Source organism: Demequina sp. NBRC 110051, assembly GCF_002090055.1.
In the GTDB taxonomy this organism is placed as follows: Bacteria; Actinomycetota; Actinomycetes; order Actinomycetales; family Demequinaceae; genus Demequina.
Genome location: NZ_BBRH01000010.1, coordinates 56,664 through 81,441 on the forward strand (window position 1 = coordinate 56,664; position 24,778 = coordinate 81,441).

The following is a 24,778-nucleotide window of genomic DNA, read 5'->3' on the forward strand; positions in this document are numbered from 1 at the left end:
CTCTCGGGTGCGGCCCGGGTGAAAACCCGGGCCGCACCGGTGAGATCAGTCCGTTATCGCAGGTCCGCGACGTAGGACTCGTAGTACTCCTCGAGCTGCGCCTGAGCCTCGGCGGCGTTGTAGTCGCCGTTGACCAGGCCCTGCAGCACCGCGTTGAGGTCGCCGTAGAAGTCGGGCGTGGGCCAGTCGGGGTAGAACGCGAGGCCGTCGCGCTCGTTGACCTCGTTGAACAGGCCGATGAGCTGCTGTGCGTCCTCATCGGTGATGTCGTCGGTGTTGGCCGCGACGGGCAGGCCGCCGGACTCACCCAGCAGCGCCTGGACCTCGGGTCGCATGGTGACGTCGATGAAGATGCGGGCGAGTTCGGGCTGCTGCGACTCGACGGGGACCACCCACATGTTGCCGCCCGAACCAGGGGTCAGCGTGGTGTCGGGCCAGTTGGTGGTGCCCAGCTCGAATCCGGTGATGTCGCTCAGGAAGCGGCCGTACCACCACGAACCCGAGTAGAACATGGGGGTCTCGCCATTGATGAACTGCAGGCCAGCGTCCTCGGCGGTCATGCCGGTGATGGCCGTGTCGAGGTAGCCCGACTCGACCCAGTCGGCGATGGTCTCGGTGGCGTAGGAGATCTCTTCGCCCGTCCAGTCGACGGGCTCGGTGTACAGCTGGTACGCGTCGACGAACTCGCGGTCGGCCTTGCTCAGTGCCAACTGGTACCAGAGCTGACCCAGGGGGTACTCCTGAGCCGACTCGGCAAACGGCGTGATGCCCTGCTCGGCGAACGCCGCGGCCGCGGCCTCGACATCGGCGAGCGTGGTGGGCTCGGCGAGGCCGGCCTCCTCGAACATGTCCTTGTTGTAGTAGAGGAACACGAACTCGCCGTAGTTCGGCACGCCGTAGTACGAGCCGGAGCCCATCACTCCGTCCTCGTTGTACTGGGCGGTGGTGGCGACCGAGTCCGAGAGCTTGTCGGACCAGCCGTACTCCTCGTAAGCGTCGTCGAGGTTCTGGATGACGCCGATCGCGGCTAGCTGGCCCGCAGTGGCGTTGCCCTTGTTGTACTCGGAGACGTCGGGAGCGTCGCCCGAGTCGAAGAGCTGCTCTGCCGAGGTGCGCAGGTCCTCGAACGCGGTGGTCTCGAGGTTGACGGTCGCGCCGGTTTCCTCCTCGAAGATCTCGATCGCCTTGTCCCAGGCGATGCCCATCGCGGAGTCCTCGCCCTCGTAGTGCAGGACCGTGAGGGTCTCGCCCGACCAGTCGCCGTCGGCGGGCGCGGCGGACTCGTCGCCTCCGTCGGATGAGCATGCGGTCAGCGCGATAAGCGCCCCCGCGGCGCTTAGGGCGCCGGCAAAGCGGATGCGGGTATTCATGCGGGTTCTACCTCCTTGTAGGGGCCGGTGAGGGCCAGGTCAGGGCCGCGAGCCGCGACTTTCGAAGCGCTTCGACGATGGCGCTGCCGAAGGGTCTTCGAAACGCGAGGCGTCAGGTCCCTGTGGTGACGGCGGCGCCGGTGGGGGTCACCGAGCCGCGGGTGATGTAGGTCGGGGGGATCAGGGTCGTCTCGGGCGCCGCAACGTTGTCGTCCACGATGCGCGCGAGGATGTCGACCGCTACCGAGCACGAGACCCGGGCGTCGAGGGGAATGGTGTCGAAGGGCACCGCAAAGCGCTCCGTCGAGAAGGTGACGCCGGCGGCGATGACCGCGACGTCCTGTGGCACCGAGCGTCCATGCTCGGCCAGCGCCGCGGTGACCGATGAGGCCACGTCGACGGACGTGTTGAGGACCAGGCCATCGAGGTCTGGCTGGGCGTCGAGCAACTGTGCGACCGCCTCGTGGGAACGGTGCTCGACGGGGTACGCGATGGGTGCGGCGATCCCGAGCGTGGCCGCGTGGCTTGCGAAGCCATCGCGAAAGCGAAGAGGGAAGTTCGATTCGCGCCGCATGGTCTCGAGCGGGTGCGAGACGAGGCCGATCCGCGTGCGCCCGGCCGCCACCAAGGTATCGATGGCGAGGCGCGCGGCGGCCTCGAAGTCGAGGTCGACGCACACCAGCCCGGTCGTGTCGGCCGGGATGCCGATGAATACGGTGGGGTAGTTGTTGCTGCGGGCGAGATCGGCGCGGGGGTCGTGCGCGTCGACATCGAGCACGACGATTCCGTCCGCGAGCGAGCTGGCGGCCGAGCGGCGCATGCCCTCGGAGACGTCGTCGTCGACCAACAGCAGCGTGTCGTAACCATGGGTGCGGGCGGCCTTCGTGACCTCCATGGCGAACACCATGTGTGCGGAGTGGTCGGTGTCGTTGTGCAGCGGCGCGGTCACCGCGAAGATCTGAGAGCGGTTGGCGGCAAGCATGCGCGCGGACGCGTGGGGGAGGTAGCCCAGCCGCTGTGCGGCGTCCAGAACGCGGTCTCGCGTCGACGGCTTGATGGAGCGCTTGCCGGACAGGGCATAGGACACGGTCGAGATGCTCACGCCCGCCTCGCGGGCGACATCCTGAATCGTGGCCATCGTGACTCCGTCGTCGTCGTGGGTGCTTCGAGGGTGTCGAAGCGCTTCGAACCTTGCTGCGTCACCGACGATATGTTGCGCGCGGCAACTTAGCAAGTCGCGTCTTGGCCTCTTTACCGATTTGTGACCTCGCGACCAACTCGCTCTCCGGCGCAAGCGGGGACATTCGCGGCACGAACGGGAGTTTCGTGGCGCACATGTCCCTCTTTGCGACAGGGGGTGGGTGCGGCGGCTAGGAGCGGCGAGCCGCCCAGCGCTCGTAGGCCTCGAGGTGCAGAAGGTCCTTCGGGCGGCCCAGGCGGCGCTTGTACGCGAGCACATCGGCGACCGACCCGACCCTCACGCCGTCGACCCAGGTCGAGGAGGCGACCACGGCATCGGCCGCCTGGCCCTGCCAGCCAGAAAAGACCTGGACGCCGCCGGGAAGGTCGACCATCGCGTCACCCAGCACGCCCGAGACCACCGAGCCGCGCTCCGCCAGCCGGGTCCAGGTCTCGCCGCGCGCGACGACGTCGACGTCGCCGACGGAGGAAAGAGCGCCGCACGCGAGCAGGGGAGCGGACCCCATCACGACGAGGTCGTCGAGAGGCACGCCCAGGCCGACGACGGCGGCGCGCACGTCGGCCCAGGCGAGTGCCACGGGTTTAGCGGCCCGGCTTGGGGTTGGTCTCGACCGTCTTGTGGGGGTCGCGCTCGACGATGTCGCCCAACGCGTCGTCAATCTTGGCCATCAGTTCTGCGGGAATCTCCACCCCCGAGGCCTTGGCGTTGTCCGTGACCTGCTCGGGACGCGAGGCGCCAATGATCGCCGCGGACACGTTGGAGTTCTGCAGCACCCACGCGATCGCGAGCTGCGCCATCGTGAGTCCCAGTTCGTCCGCGATCGGCTGGAGGTTCTGGACTCGCGTGAGGACGTCATCGTTCATGAAGCGGGCGATCATGTTCGCGCCGCCCTTCTCGTCGGTCGCACGTGAGCCGGCCGGCGGCTCCTGGCCCGGCTTGTACTTGCCGGTGAGCACGCCCTGCGCGACGGGGGACCAGACGATCTGGCCCAGGCCCGCCTCGATGGATGCGGGCACCACCTCGTCCTCGATGACGCGCCACAGCATGGAGTACTGCGGCTGCGAGGAGATGAGCTGAATGTTGAGCTCACGAGCCAGCGCGGCGCCCTCGCGAATCTGGTCCGCGGTCCACTCCGACACGCCGATATACATCGCCTTGCCCGCGCGCACCACGTCCGCGAATGCGATCATCGTCTCCTCGAGTGGGGTGTCGTGATCGAAGCGATGTGCCTGGTAGACGTCCACATAGTCGGTCTTGAGGCGCGTGAGGGAGCCGTTGATGGACTCGAGGATGTGCTTGCGCGACAGCCCCATGTCGTTGGCGCCCTTGGGGCCGGTGGGCCAGTAAACCTTGGTGAAGATCTCGAGGCTCTCGCGGCGCTCGCCGGCGAGGATGTCGCCCAGCACCGTCTCGGCGGCGGTGTTCGCGTAGACGTCCGCGGTGTCGAACGAGGTGATGCCCACGTCGAGCGCGGCCTTCACGCACGCGGCGGCCTGCTCATTCTCGACCTGCGAGCCGTGGGTGAGCCAGTTGCCGTACACCAGCTCGGTGATCTTCATGCCGGAGTTGCCAAGGTAGCGATAGTTGACCATGTCGCCACCCTAACGCGACGGAGCCGGCCCTCCCGGGTGGGAGGGCCGGCTCCGGAGAACGAACAGGACGGCCGATGCCGTGGCTGGCTTAGACGGGGAACTCGCCGCGCTTGACCTTGGGGCGGGGCACGCGGAAGCGGCGCATGTTGAGCGCACGCGAGATCACGTAGAAGGTCCAGCCGCGCGGCAGGCGCGAGACGCCAAACTTCTCGATGAAGCGCTTCTTCATGCGTCGCACCAGGACGAAGACCTCGACGGCGGCTGCGAGGACCAGCACGTAGAACACGAGAACTAGCAGCCCGCCGATGGCGCCGAACTGGCCCATGAAGAGCGACAGCACCACGAAGACGATCGCGGTGGGCAGCAGGAATTCGCCCATCGACCAGCGTGCGTCCACATAGTCGCGCAGCCAGCGGCGCTCCGGTCCGCGGTGCTCGTAGGGCATGTTGCGCTCGTCGCCCTCGCGCATGGCCTGGTACTCGCGCTCGCGCTGGAGGCGGGCCTTCTCGCGGTCGGCCTTCTTGGCGGCCTTGGGGTCGTCGAATAGCGTGCGGCGGTTCGCGGCCTCCTGGTCCTTGCGCTTGGGGGTGGGCCGGCCCTTCTTGTCGGAGGGCAGCGCGACGGTCGACTCGTCCTCGGGGAGGTCCACCGTGGAGTCGTCGCTGGGGTTCTTGTCAGTCATGGATTCCTTGCGGGCGGCCAGGAGGGCGGCCGGCCTCAGTTGGTAGGTGCGGTGATGCCGGGCAGGGCCAGCATCTGGTCGAGGGCCACCTTGGCCTCGGCCTGGGTCTGGGGGTCGACGACGATGCGGTTGGGCACGTCGCCTGCGACAAGCGACTCGAGCGCCCACACCAGGTGGGGCAGGTCGATGCGGTTCATCGTCGAGCAGAAGCACACCGTGTCCTCAAGGAAGTGGATCTCCTTGTCGGTGTGCTGGTTCGCGAGGCGGCGCACCAGGTTCAGCTCGGTGCCGATGACCCACTTCGAGCCGGGCTCGGCCGCGTCGAGCGTCTTGATGATGTACTCGGTCGAGCCCACGTAGTCGGCGGCGCGCACCACGTCGTTGGTGCATTCGGGGTGCACGATGACGTTGATCCCGGGCACCTTCTCACGCGCGGCGTCCACGTTCTCCTTGCGGAAGCGCCCGTGCACCGAGCAGTGGCCGCGCCACAGGATGATGCGGGCCGCCTCGAGCTGCTCAGGGGTGTTTCCACCCCAAGGCTTGCGAGGGTCGTAGACCACGCAGTCGTCGAGCGAGTAGCCGAGCTTCTCGACGGCGGTGTTGCGGCCCAGGTGCTGGTCGGGCAGGAACAGCACCTTGCCGTCGCCCTCGAGCCCGCCCACCTGGTCGTACGCCCAACGCAGGGCTACCTCCGCATTGGAGGAGGTGCACACCACGCCGGAGTTGCGGCCGCAGAACGCCTTGATGGCGGCGGTCGAGTTCATGTAGGTGACGGGCACGGTGCGGTCGGCGATGCCGGCCTCGCGAAGCTGCTCCCAGGCGTCCTCGACCTGGTTGATGTTCGCCATATCGGCCATGGAACATCCGGCCGCCATATCGGGCAGCACCACCTGCTGGTCGTCCGAGGTGAGGATGTCGGCGGATTCGGCCATAAAGTGCACGCCACAGAAGACGATGAACTCGGCTTCGGGGCGCTGGGCCGCGTCGCGCGCGAGCTTGAACGAGTCGCCCGTGACGTCCGCGAACTGGATGACCTCGTCGCGCTGGTAGTGGTGACCCAGGATGAAGACGCGGTCGCCCAGCGCCTCCTTGGCGGCGCGTGCGCGCTCCACAAGGTCGGGGTCCGATGCCGCGGGCAGGTCTCCCGGACAGTCCACTCCGCGCTCCGACAGCGGGTCGCGGCGGTTGCCCAGAAGCAGCAGCGCCGGTGAGGAGGTGGGCTCCGTGAACGTCGTGCTCATGGGCACATTGTCGCACGCTCGGCACGGCACACTAGAGGCCATGCGCATCCTCGTCCTCACCGAAGACTGGCCCGGTGTGCCGGCAGCCCAGGTCGCCGGCATCGCGGCGGCCGCGTGGGCGGCCGCCGCTCCCTCGTCTGAGGTGACGTGCCTGGCAGTTGGCGACGGGGGACCGCGAACGGCCGATGCCTGGGCCGGGTCCCGCACGCACGTGGGCGAGGTCGAGGCGACGTCGGTTGACGGAGCCACGATGCTCGCGCCGGGCGATGGCGGGAACCGGTGGAACCCCGTGGCGCTCGGCGAGGCGCTGCGCGCCCTCTCGGCCCAGGGCCATCCGGGCCCCGTGCTGGTGCCCGTGGCGGACGAGGATCCGGCGGGAGACGCGACCGCGGTGTGGGGCGGCGATGTCACGGCGACGCGCGAGGCGCTGCGTGGGCTGGACCTGCAGGTCCTTATCGCTGCCGACCGCCCGCTGGTGGGTTTCCACGGCATGTCCAGTGCTGTGCGCGACGGGCGCGAGGGGGATCAGGCCCTCGCCGTCGCCGCACAGGCCCAAGAGGAGCGGTGGAGTGCGATCGCGCGCGAGACCGATCCCGGCGCGCGCACATCGCTGGTGGGGCCCGCCCGGTTGTCCGACGCGCCGGGCACCGGCGCCGCCGGAGGACTGGCGTACTGCCTCGCGGCCGTGGGCGGCCACCTCACGCGGGCCTCGGCCCGCCTGGCTGACCTCGCGCACGCGGACGACGTCGAGGCCGACGTCGTGGTGGCCGTGGGCGGCGTCCTTACCCCTCGGCGCCTGGACCACGGACTGGTGCCGGCCGCCGCGGCGCTGGCGGGACAGCGCGCCGTGCCCTGCGTGGTCGTGGCTCCCGAGCTCCACGTGGGCCGGCGTGACCTCATGGCAGCCGGGGTCGTGGGCAGCCACGAGGGGGAGCCCGGAGAGGCCGGGCTCGCGTCGCTGCTGGCGCGTGTGGCGCAAACCTGGACGCCCGAGCGGTAGCCAGCCACGGCATCGACCGCGGATAGTGGCGCATTCAACGAATCGGCGTACATTAGTAGGCACGAACGAGAGAGAGGAGGCGGCGTATGACTGACACCGCTGTTGAGGTTCCGACCCACGGAGTGGTCATTTCCGAGGCCGCTGCTGGCAAGGTGAAGAGCCTGCTCGAGCAGGAGGGTCGCGACGACCTCCGTCTGCGCCTCGCGGTGCAGCCCGGTGGTTGCTCCGGCCTCATCTACCAGCTGTACTTCGACGAGCGCATGCTCGATGGCGATGCGGTGAAGTCCTTTGACGGTGTCGAGGTGGTGGTGGACAAGATGTCCGTGCCGTACCTCGACGGTGCGTCGATCGACTTCGCGGACACGATCGAGAAGCAGGGCTTCACGATCGACAACCCGAACGCGTCCAGCTCGTGCGCTTGTGGAGACTCCTTTAGCTGAGTCGACAACCACGACTGCGCGAACGGGCGGTGCGGGCCTTTCGGCCCCGCCGCCCGTTCTGCTGTCTGCGGGGTGTCAGGCCGTCATGGACTGGCGCACATGTTCGATGACCCGGGGGAGGACCGCAAGGAAGCGGTCCACGTCGTCCTCGGTGACGCCGGGATGCAGGCCGATGCGCAGGTTGCCGTGGGTAAGCGCGCCCATCGCCGCGAGCACGTGGCTGGGCTCGAAGGTGCCCTTACCGCACGCGGAGCCCGAGCCGACCGCGATGCCCTCGCGGTCCAGGCGCGTCACGAGGGGCTCGCCGTCGAGGTACATGAACGCCGCGGTGAGCAGGTGGGGGAGGCGCTCGACGGCGTCGCCCACCAGGTGAACGCCCTCGGTGGCCGCGAGCCCTGCGCGCATGCGATCGATGAGGGCGTGCTGGCGGCGCGACTCGGCCTCGAGGTTCTCGAGCCGTTCCTGGAGCGCGACCGCCGCCGCGAGGGCAAGCGGCACCGAGACGCCGCCCGGTGCCCACGGATCCGAGCCCTCGGGCCAATGGGGGAGCCAACGCGTCTGGGGGCGCAGGGCGACGATGCCGAGGCCCGCGGGTGCCCCCCAGTCGGCGGGGTCGGCGACGAGCGCGTCCCAACGCTCGGGCGCCTCGATATGACCGATCGACGCGGTGGCGTCGACGACGAGCGGGACGCCCGCGCTGTGGGTGATCTGAGCGATCTGATCGAGCCTCTGGACCGTACCGATCTCGTGGTTGGCGTGCTGAATGGCAAGGAGGGCCGTGGCGGGGTGGCGGGCCACCTCTGTCAGCGCCTCGATGGCGACGTGTCCGGCGGCGTCGACGTCGATGCGGTCCACGGCCTCGGGCGCGAGGAAGTCCGCGGTGTCCAAAACAAGGTCACGCTCGATGGTCGACACGGCGATGCGTTCGCGTCCGCGACGCGCCGTAAACACGCCCGTCAGTACGCGCTCGATGGCGACGGGAACGGATGCGGTGAAGTGCACGTTGTCACGGTGAACACCCAGCGCCTCGGCGATCGCCTCGCGGGCACCGTCGACAAGCGCCCTGGAACGGCGGGACTCGGCGGTCAGGCGAGCAGGATCGGCCCAGCCGTCTGCGAGTCCGGCGCGTAAGGCATCGGCCGTTCTGGGTGTCACGGGAGCACGGCCCCCGGCGTCAAAGAAGAGGCGGCGCGCTGGCATGCCCTCACGGTATCGCGCGCTAGACTGCCCGTGTGTCCCACGAACTACGTTCCCGCATGCCCAGAAAAGCCGTCATGGGTGCCGGCGCGGCGGCCGCAGTTCTCCTGCTCTCGGGCTGTTCCCAGGGCATTGAGAATGGTGCGCTGCCGTCGACTCCGGAGATCACCAATCAGACCGGCCGGATTATCACGCTGTGGAACGGCTCCTGGATCGCCGCGCTCGTCGTTGGCGTCATCACCTGGGGCCTGATCCTGTGGTGTGTCGCCGTGTATCGCAAGCGCAAGGGCGACAACAAGCTGCCCGTGCAGACGCGCGTGCACCTGCCGCTCGAGCTGATGTACACGATCGTCCCGATCATCGCGATCGGTGTGCTGTTCAAGTACACCGCTGAGGACATCGCGTTCCTCACGGACACGTCGGCCGAGCCCGACGTCGAGATTCAGGTGGTGGGCAAGCAGTGGAGCTGGGACTTCAACTACCTCACCGACGACGTTTTCGACCCGGGCGTCCAGGCCCAGCTCACCGGTGAGGAGGGCGTCGAGGAAACCCTCCCGACCCTGTACCTGCCGGTGAACGAGACCGTCCACTTCTACCTCGACTCGCGCGACGTGATCCACTCCTTCTGGATTCCCGCGTTCCTCTACAAGGAGGACACGGTTCCCGGTCGCCAGAACGAGTGGCAGGTCACGCCCACGCAGACGGGCACCTACCAGGGCAAGTGCGCCGAGCTGTGCGGTGAGTACCACGCATCGATGCTCTTCAACGTCAAGGTTGTCGAGCGCGACGAGTACGACGCTCACATGCAGGAACTGGCCGACAAGGGCTACGAGGGCGCACTGGGGCTGGAGTACAGCCGCGACCAGGTCGTCGAGTTCACGATGGAACACGGGGAGACTGAGTAATGGCTACCGCCGCGTATGAGAACGACGGCAGCTTTGAGCAGGCGCCCGCGCTGACCAAGGCGCCCGCCCGCTCGGGCTCGATCGTCGTCAAGTGGATCACCTCCACCGACCACAAGACCATCGGGTACATGTACCTGATCACGTCGTTCATCTTCTTCATCATCGGTGGCGTGCTCGCCCTGCTGATCCGCGCGGAACTGTTCGCGCCGGGCATGCAGGTGGTTCAGTCGGCCGAGCAATACAACTCGTTGTTCACAATGCACGGCACGATCATGCTGCTGCTGTTCGCGACGCCGCTGTTCGCGGGCTTCGCGAACGTCATCACGCCGCTGCAGATCGGCGCGCCCGACGTCGCGTTCCCGCGCCTGAACATGTTCGCCTACTGGCTGTACCTGTTCGGCGGCGTCATCGCCGTCGCGGGATTCTTCACGCCGCAGGGCGCGGCGTCGTTCGGCTGGTTTGCGTACTCGCCGCTGTCGAACGCCGTGTACTCGCCCGGCGTGGGCGGCAACCTGTGGGTCTTCGGCCTCGCACTCGGTGGCTTCGGCACGATCCTCGGTGCCGTCAACTTCATCACCACCATCGTCACCATGCGTGCGCCCGGCATGACCATGTTCCGCATGCCGATCTTCACCTGGAACATCCTGGTGACGTCGATGCTGGTCCTGTTGGCCTTCCCTCCGCTGGCGTCCGCTCTGTTCGCGCTCGGTTCCGACCGTGTGCTGCACTCGCAGGTGTTCAACCCCGAGAACGGCGGCGCCATCCTTTGGCAGCACCTGTTCTGGTTCTTTGGGCACCCCGAGGTCTACATCATCGCCCTGCCGTTCTTCGGCATCGTCTCCGAGATCTTCCCCGTGTTCAGCCGCAAGCCCCTATTCGGCTACCACGGCCTGATCTACGCCACCATCGCGATCGCGGCGCTGTCCGTGACTGTGTGGGCGCACCACATGTACGTCACCGGTGCGGTGCTGCTGCCGTTCTTCTCGTTCATGACGATGCTGATCGCCGTACCGACGGGTGTGAAGTTCTTCAACTGGATCGGCACCATGTGGCGAGGCAAGCTCACGTTTGAGACGCCCATGCTGTGGTCGGTGGGCTTCCTCATCACCTTCCTCTTCGGTGGCCTCACGGGCATCATCCTGTCGGCCCCGCCGCTGGACTTCCCGATCTCGGACTCCTACTTCGTGGTCGCGCACTTCCACTACGTGGTGTTCGGCACCGTGGTGTTCGCGATGTTCGCGGGCTTCTACTTCTGGTGGCCCAAGTTCACGGGCAAGATGCTCAACGAGCGGTGGGGCAAGATCCACTTCTGGCTGCTGTTCGTCGGCTTCCACACCACCTTCCTCATCCAGCACTGGCTGGGCGCGTCCGGTATGGCCCGTCGCTACGTCGACTACATGCCAGAGGACGGCTTCACCTTCATGAACCAGGTGTCGACCGTGGGATCCGTGATCCTCGCGCTGTCGACGCTGCCGTTCTTCTGGAACGTGTACATCACCTCGAAGAACGCTCCGAAGGTGACTGTGGACGACCCGTGGGGCTACGGCAACTCGCTCGAGTGGGCGACCAGCTGCCCGCCGCCGCGTCACAACTTCGTGTCGATCCCGCGTATCCGCTCGGAGCGTCCCGCCTTCGACCTGCACCACCCCGAGGCCGCCGCTCGCGACCACGCGTCGGCTCACGCGCAGCTCGTCGACGCCGCTCCCGTGTCGAAGGAGGCATAAGCCATGCGAATCGAAGCGAACCTCTTCACCATCCCGTCGCTGTTCTTCCTGGTGGCCGGCACCGCATACGGCATCTTCACCGGATGGTCCGAGTGGGTGGGCATCACCGCGATCCTGCTGACCTTCGGCATGTTCGTCATGGTCGGCGTGTACTTCAAGATGCTGCAGAAGCGCCACGGCATGCGTGCCGAGGACGACGAGAACGGCGAGATCGCGCAGCTGTCCGGCGAGCAGGGCGTGTATGCACCGTGGTCGTGGTGGCCGCTGCCGCTCGCGCTCGGCGCCGCGCTGTCGTTCGTTTCGCTCGCCGTGGGCTGGTGGATCCTGGTCCCCGCCTCGGTGATTGGCGTCATCGGCCTGTGCGGTTGGGTCATGGAGTTCTCCACCGGACGTCACGCCCACTAAGCATCGCTTTCACCTTCGTCGGCCCCGTCGTCCCTCGAGGACGGCGGGGCCGAGTCGCGTCCAGGGTCGGGCGGGTAGCGTGGCAGGCATGGGTATCCGCTTCGAGAACGTCGGCATCGCGGTCAGCGACCTCGAGGAGGCGATCGCGTTCTTCACCGATCTTGGCCTTGTGGTGCAAGGACGGGCAGAGATCGAGGGGGAGTGGGCCGACACCGCGGTCGGGCTAGACGGTAACCACGCGAACATCGCGGTCCTGACCACGCCGGGTGGCGATGGCGCGATCGAGCTGTTCGAGTATCTCCACCCGGAGGCGATCAACACCGGCCCGACGCTGCCCCATGAGATTGGCATGCACCGTGTCGCGTTCCAGGTCGATGATCTGGACGAGGCGCTCGGTGTTGCGGCGAGGCACGGATGCTTCCCGCTGCGCTCAGTCGCGACATACGAGGACCAGTACCGGCTCACGTATCTACGCGGGCCCAGCGGCATCCTCGTCATGCTGGCGCAGGCGCTCGTGCGCGCCTAGCTCTTGTCGCGGTCTGCGAAGCCCGCGACGCCCACCAGGCGAGCGATGACGACGGCGAGGAAGAGCGTGCCCGCGACGGCCTCGAACGTCCACAGCGCGCGCGCCCAGGCATCGACGGGCACCACGTCGCCGTATCCCAGCGTCGCGAGCGTGACGTAGCTTCCGTAGAACAGGGTCTGCCACGTGACGGGACCCGCGCCAACGGCGTTGTCGACGAAGCTGCCTGGCGCTGATAGTTCGATCAGTGCCGCGCCCACGCCGAACACGCCTCCCAGGAGTAGGTAGGCGCTGATCGCGACCAACAGGAGGTCAACGGTTGCGGCATCGCGGGGCGGGTGCAGCAACTGACCCAGCAGCGTCACCAGGAGCGCCAACTGGAGCAGGCCCACGCCCGTGAGCATGGCCGCGGTCGCTGTAATGGAGTCCTGCTGCATGGCAAACCACGAGCCGCCGACGATGAGGGCCAGCGCAGCCGCGGCGATGGGCCAGTTGCGGCGGGGGTCGGGGCGCACCGTGCGCACGCCGAAGGCGATGACGCCTCCATAGGTCAGGAGATATGCGACCGTCCACCATGGGCCCGCCTCGGTGATGGGGTAGCCAAATTGGAGGACCACCAGGGAGACGAGCAACAACCACAGGGAAGGACGTTGGTCGGCGGCAAGGGCACCGTTGTGGGACGACGGGGAGCCGGTCGCTTGCACGGACATAGGTGTCAACCTACCGCGTGAGGCGATCGCGGCATCGGCCGCGTGAGACGGGTGGGAAAACGCGAACGGGCGGGTCCCCGAAAGGAGACCCGCCCGTGGCTGCGAGAGGCGTTACTGGACGATGAGGCCCTGCGTTGCGGTCGCGGTGATGAAGCGCTGCTGGACGTTGGCCCAGTCCACGACGTTCCACCAGGCCTTGACGTAGTCGGCCTTGACGTTCTTGTACTGGAGGTAGAAGGCGTGCTCCCACATGTCCAGCATCAGCAGCGGAATGAGACCCACGGGAACATTGCCCTGCTGGTCGTACAGCTGCACGATGATGAGCTTCTGGCCGATGGTGTCCCACGCGAGGATCGACCAGCCCGAACCCATGATCGTCATGGCGTTGTTGGTGAAGTGCGCCTGGAAGCCGTCGAACGAGCCAAAGTGCTCGTCGATCGCCGAAGCGAGTTCGCCGGTGGGCTTGTCGCCACCCTCGGGGGAGAGGTTGGTCCAGAAGATCGAGTGGTTGGTGTGGCCACCGAGGTTGAAGGCGAGGGCCTTCTCGAGGCCCGCAATGGCGCCGAAGTCGCCCGACTCGCGGGCGGCGGCCATCTTCTCGAGGGCGGTGTTAGCGCCTGCCACGTACGCGGCGTGGTGCTTGCTGTGGTGCAGCTCCATAATCTCGCCCGCGATGTGCGGGTCGAGGGCGCCGTAGTCGTAGCTCAGATCCGGCAGCGTGTAGTCAGCCATGCTTCCTCCTGATCGGGGCGCGGCTGTGAGCCGCGCTGGTTTTCCGGGGTACGGGTCGAGCCTATCGCCGCGAGCCGCGCTCGGGGCAACTGTGCCCACCGTGTCCAACACCCGCGGCAGCGGCGCCATTCCACAATGGCCTGGATCTGCCACCCCATGTTTTCCCTGGTGTGCCGGCACACGCCACGAGAGCGGGAAGCACTGACGACGAAGGGCGACACCCCTCACGGGTGCCGCCCTTCGTCGTGGAACTGGGGCCTACTTGGAGGCCTCGTCCTCGACCTTGTCCCACTCCTCGGTCAGGCGCTTGTCAGCATCCTTGGCGTCGGCCGCCTGGATGTCAGCCTCGGCGTGCCCGTGGTCGTGGTGGTGCTGAGCCTCGTCGAACTCCGCCTTGGTGACGGGGGAGATACGGTCCTCGTAGTAGAACCGCGACAGGGCCTGCTTAAAGCGGTCCCAACGGTAGCCCTTGCGACGCACGCCGTGCTCGTTGTACTCGGGCGCGATCTCGAGCGGGGCGATGTCCTCGTGCTGGACGCGCAGCCACACCTCCTGCTCCGACAGCGGGCTGTGGACCTCGATGTATTCACCGTTCTCGTGGCGGACGATGGTGCCCGTCTCGTGGCCGTGAAGCACCAGTTCGCGGTCCTTGCGCTGCAGACCCATGCAGATGCGGCGGGTCACCCAGAACATGATCGGGGGCAGGATGAAGATCGCCCACTGGAAGAAGATCGTGAGGTCGTTGAGCGAGAGGTGGAACAGGTTCGCCACGATGTCGTTCGAGCCCTCGAGCACCAGGATCACGTAGAAGGTGATCGTGGCGACGCCGATGCCGGTACGCACGGGAACGTTGCGCGGACGGTCGAGCACGTGCTTCTCGCCGCGGTCACCCGTGGCCCACTTCTCGATCCAGGGGTACAGCGCGATGAAGCCGAAGAAGAGACCGGGCATGATCAGCGCGGGGGTGAGGATGTTCATCGACAGCGTGTAGCCGAAGATCTCCCACTCCATCGGGATCCCGAAGATCCACCCGGGCATGAGGCGCAGGGCACCGTCGACAAACAGGATGTACCAGTCGGGCTGGGTTCCTGCGGACACCGGCGACGGGTCGTAGGGACCGTAGTTCCACACCGGGTTGATGGTGAACAATGCCGCGACGAGCGCGATCACGCCGAAGACGACAAAGAAGAAGCCGCCGGCCTTCGCGGTGTACACGGGGAACAGGGGCAGGCCCACCACGTTGCGGTCGGTCTTGCCGCCACCGGGGTACTGCGTGTGCTTGTGCAGGAACACCAGGAAGAGGTGCACGGCAATGAGCGCGAGGATCAGGCCCGGGACCAGCAGGATGTGCGCCGTAAACAGGCGGGGGATCAGCGCGGTACCGGGGAATTCGCCACCGAACAGCCAGTACGAGGTGTACGAGCCGATGATCGGGATGGACTTCACGACGCCGTCGATAATGCGTAGACCGTTGCCGGACAGGACGTCGTCGGGAAGCGAGTAGCCGGTGAAGCCGGCCGCGAGGCCAAGGACCATGAGCGTGAAGCCCACGAGCCAGTTGAGCTCGCGCGGCTTGCGGAACGCACCGGTGAAGAACACGCGGCACATGTGCGTCATGATCGCTGCGAGGAACAGCAGGGCCGACCAGTGGTGGATCTGGCGGATGAGCAGACCGCCAGGCACCTCGAACGAGGTGTGCAGGGTCGACTCGAATGCCTTCGTCATCTCGACACCGTGCATGGTCTCGAAGGCGCCCTCGTATTCGACCGTCTCCATGGACGGCACGAAGAACGCGGTGAGGAACACACCGGAGAGCAGCAGGACGATGAACGCGTACAGCGCGATCTCGCCGAGCATGAAGGACCAGTGGTCCGGGAAGAGCTTGCGCGCAAAGAACTTGACGAAGCCGCCGATAGACGTGCGGTCGTCGACGAAGTTCGCGGTGCCAGCAGCGGCGGTGTTGACCTTGGCGCCCATCAGTGGGTCTCCTCCTCGACGGTGGCCGTGCCGGCATCACCCTTCAAACGCTCCCAGTACGACGGGCCCACGGGCTCGTCGAAATCGTTCTGGGCGACGATGTAGCCGTCGTCGTCCACCGCGATGGGAAGCTGGGGCAGCGGGCGCTTCGCGGGGCCGAAGACCACCTTGGCGCCGTCCGAGACATCGAACGTCGACTGGTGGCACGGGCACAGCAGGTGGTGCGTCTGCTGCTCGTACAGCGCCACGGGGCAACCCACGTGGGTGCAGATCTTCGAGTAGGCAACGATGCCGTCGAACGACCAGTCCTCGCGTCCCTCGCGGATCTTCAGATCCTTGGGGTCAAGGCGCACGAGGAGGACCACGGCCTTGGCCTTCTGGTCCATCTTGTGGTGGTGGTCGAGGTCGTTCAGACCGTCGGGGATGACGTGGAACACCGAGCCGATGGTGACGTCCGCAGCCTTAATGGGCGTGCCGTCGGGGTCGCGCGTCAGGCGGACGCCGGGGGCCCACATGGTGTGGCGGAACTTGCCGACGTTCCAGTCGGCACCCATGTTGCCGATCTGGGGCACCAGCACGGCGAGCGGCGCGATGGCCATCGCGGTGATGAGCGAGCCCTTGAGCACGCTGCGGCGCTTGACGCCCGTTCCCGACTCGTCCGGCGTGGCCAGACCGGAGTCCTCGACACCGTCCTTGAGGTTCTGGATCGCACCCTCGCGGGCCTCGTCCGAGCTGCGCAGCGCGTGGCGCTCCTCGACCATCTCGTGGTCGCGCATGAGGGTCTTGGCCCAGTGAATGGCGCCGAAGCCGATGCCGAGCATCGCCAGCGCGATGCCCAGGCCGATCCACATGTTGGTCGACTGGATGTCCGCGACGTTGCCCGGTTCCATGTCGTTCTTAGTGAAGTAGGCCCACAGCGCGATCACGGTGCCGATGATCGACACAGTGAACAGCGCGGCGACCTGACGCTCGGCGCGCTTGTCGGCCTTGGGCTCGACATCCGCGCGACGAGGGCGGTGGTCGGCGAGACCAGGGTCGGTGAAGCCGTTCTTCACCTCGGGCTCGGTGGGGTGTTCGGGGGTACTCATGAGGAACGTGCTCCAACCCAGACGGTAGCGCCGATGATCAAGCCAAGGAGAACCAGCCAGGCCCACAGGCCCTCGGACACGGGGCCGATGGCTCCGAGCGAGAGGCCACCGGGGGAACCGGCGCTCTGTGCGTCGAGGTACGCGATGACATCGCGCTTGTGCTCGGGGGTGATGTTGGCGTCGTTGAAGACCGGCATCGACTGCGGACCGGTCAGCATGGCCTCGTAGATGTGGGTGGGGGTGGTCTCTAGCAGCGACGGGGCGAACTTGCCCTGCGTCAGCGCGCCGCCGCCACCGATGGAGCCGTGGCACATCGCGCAGTTGGTGCGGAAGACCTCCATACCGTTGGCGGCATCGCCCAGCGAGGGGTCGACCTGCTCAGCCGTGGGGATCGCGGGGCCAGCACCGAGCGACGCCACCCAGGCGGCCAGCTGGTTGATCTGGTCCTGGTCAAACTGTGCGGGCTTCGCGGGCGCCTGCGGGCCCGAGGCCTGCATGGGCATGCGGCCGGTGCCGACCTGGAAGTCGACGGCGGCGGCGCCCACTCCGACCAGCGAGGGGGCGACCCCGTCCTGGCCCTGGGCGTCGAGGCCGTGGCACGACGCGCAGTTGGCGGCGAACAGCGCCTCGCCTGCGGCGACATCGTCGGCCGATGCCGTGTCTGCGGCGGTAGCGGAGGGGGCGGCGACGGCCGCGACCCCGGTGATCAGGGCGAGCAGGACGAGCACCAGCAGCATGGGAGCTGCCTTGTGGTGGCGCCTGCGGGCAATTGCATGCATCGGGATTCCCTTACTGAACCAGGTAGATCACGGCGAACAGGGCGATCCAGACGACGTCGACAAAGTGCCAGTAGTAGGACACGACGATCGTGGTGGTCGCCTCGTGCGGGCCGAACTTCTTGGCGGCGAACGAGCGCGCGAGCACGAACAGCATGGCGATGAGTCCACCGATCACGTGCAGGCCGTGGAAGCCCGTCGTGAGGTAGAACACCGAGCCGTAGGGCGACGAGGAGATCGTCAGGCCCTCGGACACGAGCATCGCGTACTCGTAGACCTGGCCGGCAACGAAGATCGAGCCCATGATGAACGTCAGCACGAACCACTCGTGCATGCCCCACGACTTCACGTTGATGAGCGAGCCGGTGCGGCGGCGCTGGTAGCGCTCCGCAGCCAAGACACCCGCCTGCGCGGTGAAGGAGGACAGCACCAGGACGGTGGTGTTGGCCAGCGCGAACGGAACATTCAGCAGTTCCGTCATCTCGGCCCAGATCTCGGGGACCTGGGCACGGAGTGTGAAGTACATCGCGAACAGACCCGCGAAGAACATCAACTCAGAGCTGAGCCAGACGATCGTGCCGACGGCAACCTGGTTAGGGCGCGTGGCATGGATGGGTGACGGCATAGTCGTCGCATGGGACATGGGTCCCATTATTGCGTAAGAATCCGTGCCAGGGCGCCAGCGAATCGCGGCTCATCGTGGCTCGTGTGTTGACAACGAATGAGGTTCGCAGTTCGTGCCAGAATGGGCGCCATGAGTGAGGTCGCAAAGCACGACAAGTCCGAGGTGACGGAGCGTAAGGCCCGCATCCTTGTCTATAGCGATGACCGCAACGTGCGTGAGAAGGTGCGCTTTGCGGTCGGCACAACGGTGCACGGGCGCACCGTGGAATGGCTCGAGACCGCGACCCACGCCGCCGTCATTGAGGCCGTCGAGAATCAGCATTTCGACCTGCTGGTGCTCGACGGTGAGGCCGCCAAGGTGGGCGGCATGGGCATTTGCCGGCAAATCAAGCACGAGATTTACGACGCACCCCCGGTTCTGCTCCTGGTGGGGCGCCCGGCCGATGCATGGCTCGCCACCTGGTCCGAGGCCGAGGCGGCCGTCGCTCACCCCCTTGACCCCTTCGTCTTGCGTGACGCGGTCGAGGGCTTCTTCTCTCCCGCGACGCAGGCCTCCTAAGGCGTAGCGCGGCGCGCGAGAGACCTCGCGCCCGCGCGCATCTAGACCATCGCACGGCTCGACTAGCGCACGGAGGCACACGTGGCGACCCTGCAGGAACTGCTGTCTAGGCTCGTGGAGCACGAGGACCTCACGGCCGAGGAAACCGCGGCGGTGATGGACGACATCCTGACGGACTCGGCGTCTCCCGTCGCGATGGGGGCGTTTCTCGCCGCGCTGCGAGTCAAGAGGGAGACGCCCACGGAGGTGGCGGGTCTTGCCGCCGCGATGCTGAAGCACTCGCTGCGGTTCGAGGTTCCCGGGCGCACCGTCGACATCGTGGGCACCGGCGGCGACGGTTTTGCCACCGTGAACATCTCGACCATGGCGTCGCTCGTGATGGCCGGCGCCGGTCTCAGGGTCGTCAAGCACGGCAACCGCGCCGCGACGTCGAAGTCAGGCAGCGCCGATGTGCTGGGCGAACTTGGCGTGAGGCTGGACCTGCCGGTCGAGCGCGTGAAGGAGCTCGCGACCGAGGTCGGGATCACGTTCTGCTTCGCCCAGGTGTTCCACCCGGCCATGAAGTTCGCGATGCCCATCCGCAAGGAACTGGGCGTTCCCACCACGTTCAACATCCTCGGACCGCTGACCAACCCCGCGCAGCCTGCTGCCACCGCGATCGGTTCATCGAGCCTCAGGGTCTCGCCCGTCCTCGCGGGTGTGATCGCCGACCAGGGCCGCGAGGCGCTCGTATTCTACAGCGACAACGGCCTCGACGAGTTGGCAGGGGTCTGCCCCGCGACCGTGTGGGAGGTACGCGGCGGGGGAGTGACCGAGTTGCGGCTGGACCCGGTTGCCGACCTGGGCCTCAGCCCCATCACGATCGACGACATCCGTGGCGGCACGGCAACCGAGAACGCCGCGATCGCGCGGGACGTCCTCGCTGGTGCGGCCGGGCCGGTGCGCGAGACCGTCTTGCTCAACGCTGCGGCCGGCATCGTGTCGGACGCGACGCTCCCGGGCACCTCGTCTGGCACGCTCGTGGAACGCATGTCCGCAGCGCTCACCCACGCGGCGACGGCGATCGATTCGGGCGCCGCTCAGGACGTCCTCGAGCGCTGGGTCGCCGCGACCCAGGCCTGACGCGGATCGCGCCACCGCGCCGAGCGTTATCGCAGCGTGGCGGCTACCTTCCCGCGATCGAGCCTTCGCGCGTCGACCCAGCGGTGATGACGTCCGGGTGCGGTCACCGGCGAGGCCCATTCCCCGTCGACGTACAGCAGGCGCGTGCCGGGCCGCTCGAGCCACCTCAGCACCATCTCCTGCTCCTCGATGAGCGGGTCGTCGATCTCAAGTCCGTCCCACGCCGCCTTGAGCGGGCCGGCCGCGTCCCACACGCCCGAGCGCACCCGTGCCGATCCGACGAGCGCCCCGCGTGCTACCGACACGAGTTCCCATGCGTCGCCATCCCTGCGCACGGCGACGATGCTGCATTGGCGCAGTGAGGCGAGGCGTGCGGAACGTTCCGCGGCGTCGACGATGGCGCTGATGGCGTCGCGGACGTCCGCCGCGCGTTCAAAGCTCTCGGACTGGGCATGCAGGGCGACCTCGGCCGCCAGCGCGTCGACGACGGGGGAGATGTCTTCGCGCAGTGCGGAGCGGGTGAGCGCCACCGTCGAGGCGTATTCGGACTCGACTCCGCGAATGCACGGCGCAGCACAACGCCCCAGGTCGAGCAGGATGCATGCGCGCGCGTCGGCGCGGGGCGCCCGAGTCAGCCGCGTACGGCAGGTGCGCACTCCCAGAGCCTGCTCAAGAGCCTCGACGGCGAGGCGTGCATCGGCCGCCGAACGCATCGGCCCCAAGTCCGCCCCGTCGGCCGCCGCCGACCGGCTGACGACCAGGCGAGGAAAGGCTTCGTCAGTCAGCCTCACCCATGCCGTGCGCTCGGGACGGGCGGACCGGCGGTTGTAGCGGGGACGAAACCGGTCGATCATCCGGACCTCGAGGACGTTGGCCTCGAGCTCGGTGGGCACCACCACCGTGTCGACGCCGACGGCGAGGTCCACCATCTCGCGGATGGGGCGGCGCGTCTCCGCCTTCGTGAAATACGACTTCACCCGGGAACGCAGGTTCTTGGAGGTGCCGACATACAGCCGCTCGCCGCGCGGGCCGCGGAAGGTGTACACGCCGGGCTTGGCGGGCACAGCATCGGCCATGGTGGCCTTGCGCCGCACCTTTTCCGACACGGGATCGCGCAGCGTCGCGAGGTCGGCACGATGGGTCATGCCGAAGGCCGCGAGGCGCTCGAGCATCCCGTGAAGGATCTCTCCTGTGGCGCGAGCGTCCTCGAGCGCACGGTGATTGGGCGTGACGCGCGTGCCGAAGACCCTGGCGAGGGTGCCGAGCTTGCGGTTGGGTGCCTCCTCCTTGGTCACCACGCGGCGCGCGAGCGCGAGAGTGTCGACGACCTCGGGGCCGGGCCAACGGTAGCCGTGAGCGCGGCACGCCGCCTTCAAGAACCCGACGTCGAAGCGGGCATTGTGTGCCACCAACACGGCGTCGCCCAGGAACTCGAGGAAGGCGGGGAGGACCTGCTCGATGCGCGGCGCGGCCACCACCATCGCGTCGGTGATTCCCGTCAGCGCGACGATCATCGGGGGAATGGGGGAGCCCGGGTCCACCAGGGTCTGGAATTCGCCGACCACCTCACCACCGCGAGTCTTCACCGCGCCGATCTCGGTGATCCCGCAGTCGGCCGGGGACGCGCCGGTGGTCTCGAGGTCGACGACGACGAAGGTCGTGGCGGACAGCGGCTCGCCAATCGCGTCGAGCGTGCCCTGGAGGTCCGTGGTCATGGCGTCCACGGTACGTCCGACCTGTGACAAAGCGCCGCCACCGACCCCGACACGACGATGTCAGACCCCCGCTCTAGCGTCGCGAGCATGATCATTGATTGCGACACCTGCGAGGTGAAGGGCAAGGAATGCGGCGACTGCATCGTGTCCTTCATGACCATTCCCGTCCGCCGGGCTGCGCCGCCACCGATGGACGCCGATCAGAGCCGCGCGGTCGACCTGCTGGTCGCCGGCGGCCTTGTTCCACCCTCGCGGAGGGTCGAGCGGGTAGTGCCACACCGACAAGCAGGGTAGACAGTCCATGGGCAGTGCCAAGAGCTATTTCGCGATGTGCTTGCCCTGGTAGATCTCTAAGATGACCGGTGCGTAGTCCTCCAGCACCCGCGCACGCTTCACCTTCAACGATGGGGTGAGGTAGCCGTTGTCGATGGTGAGGTCGTTGTCGAGAATCCGGTAGGTGCGGACCGACTCTGCACGCGAGACCGCGCGGTTGGCGCGGTCGATGGCCTTCTGAATTCGCTCGAGGATGCGCGGATCCTGAGACGCCTCGGCCACCGTCATGGGCTCCCAGCCCTTGCCCTTCAGCCATCCAGGCAGCGCCTCTGCGTCGAGGGTGATCAGGGCCGCGATAAACGGCTGGGCGTCGCCCACCACCACGCACTGGCTGATGAGGGCATACCCGCGGATGCGGTCCTCGAGCTCAGCCGGCGCGACGTTCTTTCCGCCCGCGGTGACGATGATCTCCTTCTTGCGGCCCGTGATGGTGAGATAGCCGTCCTCATCCTCAGAACCGATGTCGCCCGTGCACAGCCACCCGTCGTCGAGGGCCTCGGCGGTCGCCTCGGGGTTTCGGTGATAGCCGCGGAAGATCTGCTCGCCGCGCATGAGAATCTCGCCGTCCTCGGCGATCTTGACCTCGAGGCCTGGCAGCGGCGGTCCCACGGTGCCGATCTTGGACAGGTCGGTGCGGTTCACGTGCGACGCGGCATTGGTCTCGGTAAGGCCGTAGCCCTCGAGGACCACGAGGCCCAGCCCACGGTAGAAGTGGCCCAGGCGGTCTCCCAGGGGAGCCGAGCCCGAGACGGCCCAGTGTGCCTTGCCTCCCAGCAGCGCGCGGATCTTCTTGAGCACCAGCACGTCGGCGATCTTGTGAGTGGCGCGCAGCATGAGCGAGGGGCCCGACGTGGTGTCGAGAGCCTTGGAGTACTCGATGGACTGCTGGGCGGCCCAACGGAAGATCTTCACCTTGCCGTCGGCTGCCGCCTTCTGCTCGGCGCCGTTGTAAACCTTTTCGAACACGCGCGGCACGGCGAGAAGGAGCGTGGGCTGCATGGTGCCGATGAGTGGCACCAGCCGCTTGGCATCGGGGCAGTAGCCGATGACCACGCCATTCGAGATGAGGATGTGCTGCACCAGGCGCGCCAGCGAGTGGGCGAGCGTGAGGAATAGCACAGTCGAGGCGCCCTCCTCGAAAATGATCTCGTGCATCTCATCCGTCATGCCCTTGATATGGCGCACGTATGAGAATTGCGTGAGCTCGACGCCCTTGGGCCGACCCGTGGTGCCGGAGGTGTACATGATGGTGGCGAGCGTGTCGTGGTTGACCGTGGCGAGCGCCGCCTCGAGGTCCGCGTCGCTCACCTCGGCGCCGCGCTGGGCGAGGTTCTCCATCGCGCCCTCGTCCATGACAAGGACCTCGCGCAGCGGTGTGGTGGCGCCCTCGAGCACCTCCCGGGCACGCGCCGCGTGCGCTGCCGTCTCGGCGATGACCACGGTGACCTGGGCGTCCTCGCAGATCCATTGGATCTGGTCCACCGACGACGTGTCGTAGATCGGCACGGGAATGGCGCCGGCCGTCATGATGGCCAGGTCGGAGACGGTCCACTCCCAGCGGGTGCGGGAAAGAATTGCGACGGTGTCGCCGGGCTTGACGCCCATGGCCATGAGTCCCTTGGCGGTGGCGTCCACCTGCGCGCGGGCCTCGGCGCCCGTCACGTCCGTCCAGCTGTCGTCCGGAAGAGGATTTCTCACGATCGTCTTCGATGCGTGGGTGTCCCAGGTCTTGCGGACCAGGGAGACGATGTGGGGCGCATACATTGCGTCCTGAGGTGCCATGAGTTCGGTCTCCGTCGCTACAGCAGGTTCGGCTCACGATACCCTCTAGTGAGTCCCACCACCCAAACGAGGGAGCCCTGGCACATGCATGCGATCGGCGTAGATATCGGCGGTACCAAGATTGCCGTCGGTGTCGTCGATGAACAAGGTCGAATCGTTGCGAAGACGCGTCGCAAGACTCAGCCAGAGGACGCGGCGAGCATCGATGCGGCGATCGCCGATGCCGTGGCCGAGTTGGCAGCCGACCACGAGTTCGAGGCAATCGGCCTGGCGGCCGCCGGGTTTGTCTCGGCCGACCGGGAGCGTGTGCTGTTCGCGCCGAACATTGCCTGGCGGGAGTACCCGCTGGCTCAGAAGGTCACGGCCGCGATCGGCCGTGATGATGTGCGCGTGGTGGTGGAAAACGACGGCAACGCCGCTGGGTGGGCCGAATTTGCCTTCGGTCCGGCCCGCGAGGCGTCGTCCATGATCATGCTCACCATCGGCACCGGCCTGGGCGCGGCGATCATCTCCGATGGACAGCTCATTCGCGGCTCCGCGGGATTCGCCGCGGAGCTCGGTCACGTGCGCGTCCAGCCCGGCGGGCACCCTTGCGGCTGTGGGCTGAAGGGCTGCTGGGAGCAGTACGCCTCTGGCTCGGCGCTGGTGCGCGAGGCGCGCCGCGCCGCGCGCGAGCGCTCCGTACGCGCCGCCGGACTGCTGCGCCTTGCCGGCGGCGACCCCGAGAACATCACCGGTCCGCTCGTGACCCAGATCGCCGAGGAGGGCGACGATCTCGGCATCGAGCTCCTCACCGACCTCGGTCGGTGGATCGGTGCAGGGGCCGCCTCACTTGCGGCGGTGCTCGACCCCGAGATGTACGTGGTGGGCGGCGGTGTGATCGCAGCCGGAGACCTGATCCTCGAGCCCGCGCGCGAGTCGTACCTCAAGCACCTGCCCGCGGCAGGACATCGACCGGTGGCACCGATTGTCGCGGCATCGATGGGCAACGATGCGGGTATCGTCGGAGCGGCGGAGCTTGCTCGCCTCGCCGTCGCCGAGGACGCGTCCGCCACGGGCACGTCCGCCTGATCTCTGGAG

The 24,778-nt window shown here is 67.3% G+C and carries 25 protein-coding genes; 10 read left to right on the forward strand and 15 right to left on the reverse strand.

Annotation, left to right across the window (positions count from 1 at the left end):
* Positions 1-53: 53 nt before the first annotated feature.
* From B7K20_RS05000 to nadA, 6 genes are all read right to left on the reverse strand, one after another.
* Entirely contained in the window at positions 54-1,370 is a 1,317-nt protein-coding gene (locus tag B7K20_RS05000) for an ABC transporter substrate-binding protein (RefSeq protein ID WP_084101183.1), read from the reverse strand.
* A 112-nt stretch (positions 1,371-1,482) separates the two neighbouring features.
* Complete coding sequence (locus B7K20_RS05005; protein WP_159449329.1) at positions 1,483-2,508, reverse strand: LacI family DNA-binding transcriptional regulator; 1,026 nt, start codon at positions 2,506-2,508, stop codon at positions 1,483-1,485.
* 232 nt (positions 2,509-2,740) lie between these two features.
* The gene (locus B7K20_RS05010; RefSeq protein ID WP_084101187.1) at positions 2,741-3,148 is read right to left on the reverse strand and encodes a hypothetical protein; all 408 of its coding nucleotides are present in this window, start codon (positions 3,146-3,148) and stop codon (positions 2,741-2,743) included.
* A 4-nt stretch (positions 3,149-3,152) separates the two neighbouring features.
* Entirely contained in the window at positions 3,153-4,163 is a 1,011-nt protein-coding gene (locus B7K20_RS05015) for an aldo/keto reductase family protein (RefSeq protein WP_084101189.1), read from the reverse strand.
* Between the two features lie 88 nt (positions 4,164-4,251).
* On the reverse strand, positions 4,252-4,845 hold the full coding sequence (locus B7K20_RS05020; RefSeq protein WP_084101191.1) for a DUF3043 domain-containing protein: 594 nt from the start codon (positions 4,843-4,845) through the stop codon (positions 4,252-4,254).
* 35 nt (positions 4,846-4,880) lie between these two features.
* Positions 4,881-6,086, reverse strand: a complete 1,206-nt coding sequence (gene nadA / locus B7K20_RS05025) for a quinolinate synthase NadA (protein WP_084101193.1) — start codon at positions 6,084-6,086, stop codon at positions 4,881-4,883.
* A 40-nt stretch (positions 6,087-6,126) separates the two neighbouring features.
* Between nadA and B7K20_RS05030 the strand changes: the two genes are divergently transcribed.
* Complete coding sequence (locus B7K20_RS05030; RefSeq protein ID WP_159449330.1) at positions 6,127-7,086, forward strand: glycerate kinase; 960 nt, start codon at positions 6,127-6,129, stop codon at positions 7,084-7,086.
* 86 nt (positions 7,087-7,172) lie between these two features.
* On the forward strand, positions 7,173-7,526 hold the full coding sequence (locus tag B7K20_RS05035) for an iron-sulfur cluster assembly accessory protein (protein ID WP_084101197.1): 354 nt from the start codon (positions 7,173-7,175) through the stop codon (positions 7,524-7,526).
* 75 nt (positions 7,527-7,601) lie between these two features.
* On the opposite strand, the gene B7K20_RS05040 is transcribed toward B7K20_RS05035, so the two are convergent.
* On the reverse strand, positions 7,602-8,726 hold the full coding sequence (locus tag B7K20_RS05040) for a cysteine desulfurase family protein (protein ID WP_084101199.1): 1,125 nt from the start codon (positions 8,724-8,726) through the stop codon (positions 7,602-7,604).
* Between the two features lie 56 nt (positions 8,727-8,782).
* Here B7K20_RS05040 and coxB point away from each other — a divergent pair, with 56 nt between their 5' ends.
* From coxB to B7K20_RS05060, 4 genes are all read left to right on the forward strand, one after another.
* Positions 8,783-9,628, forward strand: coding sequence for a cytochrome c oxidase subunit II (gene coxB / locus B7K20_RS05045; RefSeq protein WP_084101206.1), 846 nt, complete (start codon positions 8,783-8,785; stop codon positions 9,626-9,628).
* A complete protein-coding gene (ctaD, locus tag B7K20_RS05050) occupies positions 9,628-11,352 on the forward strand; it encodes a cytochrome c oxidase subunit I (RefSeq protein WP_084101208.1) in 1,725 nt (574 codons plus the stop codon). Before coxB ends, ctaD begins: the two co-directional genes overlap by 1 nt.
* A gap of 3 nt (positions 11,353-11,355) precedes the next feature.
* The gene (locus B7K20_RS05055; RefSeq protein ID WP_084101210.1) at positions 11,356-11,757 is read left to right on the forward strand and encodes a cytochrome c oxidase subunit 4; all 402 of its coding nucleotides are present in this window, start codon (positions 11,356-11,358) and stop codon (positions 11,755-11,757) included.
* Positions 11,758-11,845: 88 nt separating this feature from the next.
* Positions 11,846-12,283 (forward strand): VOC family protein, encoded by a 438-nt coding sequence (locus B7K20_RS05060; RefSeq protein ID WP_084101212.1) that lies wholly within the window; start codon positions 11,846-11,848, stop codon positions 12,281-12,283.
* Here the strand turns inward: B7K20_RS05060 and B7K20_RS05065 are convergent.
* From B7K20_RS05065 to B7K20_RS05090, 6 genes are all read right to left on the reverse strand, one after another.
* The gene (locus tag B7K20_RS05065; protein ID WP_084101214.1) at positions 12,280-12,990 is read right to left on the reverse strand and encodes a potassium channel family protein; all 711 of its coding nucleotides are present in this window, start codon (positions 12,988-12,990) and stop codon (positions 12,280-12,282) included. The genes B7K20_RS05060 and B7K20_RS05065 overlap by 4 nt on opposite strands.
* A gap of 111 nt (positions 12,991-13,101) precedes the next feature.
* Positions 13,102-13,722 carry a superoxide dismutase gene (locus B7K20_RS05070; RefSeq protein ID WP_084101216.1) on the reverse strand — a complete coding sequence of 207 codons (621 nt, stop codon included), beginning with the start codon at positions 13,720-13,722 and terminating at the stop codon, positions 13,102-13,104.
* 258 nt (positions 13,723-13,980) lie between these two features.
* A complete protein-coding gene (locus B7K20_RS05075; protein ID WP_084101217.1) occupies positions 13,981-15,699 on the reverse strand; it encodes a ubiquinol-cytochrome c reductase cytochrome b subunit in 1,719 nt (572 codons plus the stop codon).
* Positions 15,699-16,787 (reverse strand): ubiquinol-cytochrome c reductase iron-sulfur subunit, encoded by a 1,089-nt coding sequence (locus tag B7K20_RS05080; RefSeq protein ID WP_084101219.1) that lies wholly within the window; start codon positions 16,785-16,787, stop codon positions 15,699-15,701. Before B7K20_RS05080 ends, B7K20_RS05075 begins: the two co-directional genes overlap by 1 nt.
* Positions 16,784-17,566, reverse strand: coding sequence for a c-type cytochrome (locus B7K20_RS05085; protein WP_084101221.1), 783 nt, complete (start codon positions 17,564-17,566; stop codon positions 16,784-16,786). Before B7K20_RS05085 ends, B7K20_RS05080 begins: the two co-directional genes overlap by 4 nt.
* Before the next feature lie 10 nt (positions 17,567-17,576).
* Positions 17,577-18,206, reverse strand: a complete 630-nt coding sequence (locus tag B7K20_RS05090; RefSeq protein ID WP_084101223.1) for a heme-copper oxidase subunit III — start codon at positions 18,204-18,206, stop codon at positions 17,577-17,579.
* A gap of 111 nt (positions 18,207-18,317) precedes the next feature.
* On the opposite strand from B7K20_RS05090, the gene B7K20_RS05095 reads away from it, so the two are divergent.
* On the forward strand, positions 18,318-18,746 hold the full coding sequence (locus B7K20_RS05095) for a response regulator transcription factor (protein WP_084101436.1): 429 nt from the start codon (positions 18,318-18,320) through the stop codon (positions 18,744-18,746).
* Between the two features lie 81 nt (positions 18,747-18,827).
* On the forward strand, positions 18,828-19,868 hold the full coding sequence (trpD, locus tag B7K20_RS05100) for an anthranilate phosphoribosyltransferase (protein ID WP_084101225.1): 1,041 nt from the start codon (positions 18,828-18,830) through the stop codon (positions 19,866-19,868).
* A 26-nt stretch (positions 19,869-19,894) separates the two neighbouring features.
* Here trpD and B7K20_RS05105 read toward each other — a convergent pair whose 3' ends face one another.
* Positions 19,895-21,583: a DEDD exonuclease domain-containing protein gene (locus B7K20_RS05105; RefSeq protein ID WP_144018541.1), complete on the reverse strand. Its 1,689-nt coding sequence runs from the start codon at positions 21,581-21,583 to the stop codon at positions 19,895-19,897.
* 87 nt (positions 21,584-21,670) lie between these two features.
* On the opposite strand from B7K20_RS05105, the gene B7K20_RS05110 reads away from it, so the two are divergent.
* Positions 21,671-21,877: a hypothetical protein gene (locus B7K20_RS05110; protein ID WP_144018542.1), complete on the forward strand. Its 207-nt coding sequence runs from the start codon at positions 21,671-21,673 to the stop codon at positions 21,875-21,877.
* Between the two features lie 24 nt (positions 21,878-21,901).
* Here B7K20_RS05110 and B7K20_RS05115 read toward each other — a convergent pair whose 3' ends face one another.
* Positions 21,902-23,698, reverse strand: a complete 1,797-nt coding sequence (locus tag B7K20_RS05115) for a long-chain fatty acid--CoA ligase (protein ID WP_084101232.1) — start codon at positions 23,696-23,698, stop codon at positions 21,902-21,904.
* 84 nt (positions 23,699-23,782) lie between these two features.
* On the opposite strand from B7K20_RS05115, the gene B7K20_RS05120 reads away from it, so the two are divergent.
* A complete protein-coding gene (locus B7K20_RS05120; RefSeq protein WP_084101234.1) occupies positions 23,783-24,769 on the forward strand; it encodes an ROK family glucokinase in 987 nt (328 codons plus the stop codon).
* Positions 24,770-24,778 lie beyond the last annotated feature (9 nt).